The 1245-nt window shown below is 65.9% G+C and carries 1 protein-coding gene; it reads left to right on the top strand.

The genetic code is table 11. From position 1 onward, the window contains the following. Positions 1-1245, top strand: a 1245-nt coding sequence (locus tag CYD53_RS29760; protein ID WP_281261281.1) for a DNA translocase FtsK, incomplete at both ends; no start/stop codon positions are given.

Raw genomic sequence — 1245 nt, 5'->3', positions numbered from 1 at the left:
GGGCAAGAACGCCATCGGCATCGAACTGCCCAATGCCAAGCGCGAGACCGTCTTCCTGCGCGAATTGCTGGCGAGCCAGGATTTCGAGAGCTCCAAGCACAAGCTCGCGCTGGGGCTGGGCAAGACCATCGGCGGCGAGCCGGTGATCGTCGACCTCGCCCGCATGCCGCATCTGCTCGTCGCCGGCACCACCGGCTCGGGCAAGTCGGTGGCGATCAACACCATGATCCTGTCGCTGCTCTACCGGCTGAAGCCGGAGGAGTGCCGCCTGATCATGGTCGATCCCAAGATGCTCGAACTCTCCGTCTATGACGGCATTCCCCATCTGCTCACGCCCGTCGTCACCGACCCGAAAAAGGCGGTCGTCGCCCTGAAATGGGCGGTGCGCGAGATGGAGGAGCGCTACAAGAAGATGTCGAAGGTCTCGGTGCGCAACATCGACGGCTTCAACGCCCGCGTCGGCGAGGCGAAGGCGGCCGGCGAGGTCATCACCCGCACCGTGCAGACCGGCTTCGACAAGCATTCCGGCGAGGCGATCTATGAGGAGGAGGTCATGGACCTCGAGCCTCTGCCCTATATCGTCGTCATCGTCGACGAGATGGCCGATCTGATGATGGTCGCCGGCAAGGAGATCGAGGGCACGATCCAGCGCCTGGCGCAGATGGCGCGTGCGGCCGGCATCCATGTCGTGCTGGCGACGCAGCGCCCCTCGGTCGACGTCATCACCGGCACGATCAAGGCGAACTTCCCGACCCGGATCTCCTTCCAGGTCACCTCCAAGATCGACTCGCGCACCATCCTGGGCGAGCAGGGCGCCGAGCAGCTGCTCGGCCAGGGCGACATGCTCTACATGGCCGGCGGCGGGCGCATCACCCGCGTCCACGGCCCCTTCGTCTCCGACGCCGAGGTCGAGAAGGTCGTCGCGCATCTCAAGACGCAAGGCCGGCCGCAATATCTCGAGGCCGTCACCTCCGAGGAGGAGGAGGGCTCAGCCGAGGGTGAGGACGGCGCGGTCTTCGACAAGAGCGCCATGGGCCAGGCCGAGAGCGACGACCCTTACGACCAGGCGGTGGCGGTGGTGCTGCGCGACAAGAAGGCCTCGACCTCCTATATCCAGCGCCGTCTCCAGATCGGCTACAACCGCGCCGCCTCGATCATGGAGCGGATGGAGAACGAAGGCATCGTCGGCCCCGCCAACCACGCCGGCAAGCGCGAGATCCTGGTCGAAACCGGCAGGGCTCGCGA

The organism is Allobosea psychrotolerans (assembly GCF_002917105.1).
GTDB lineage: Bacteria > Pseudomonadota > Alphaproteobacteria > Rhizobiales > Beijerinckiaceae > Allobosea > Allobosea psychrotolerans.
This window is presented reverse-complemented; position numbering and strand designations above follow the sequence as displayed.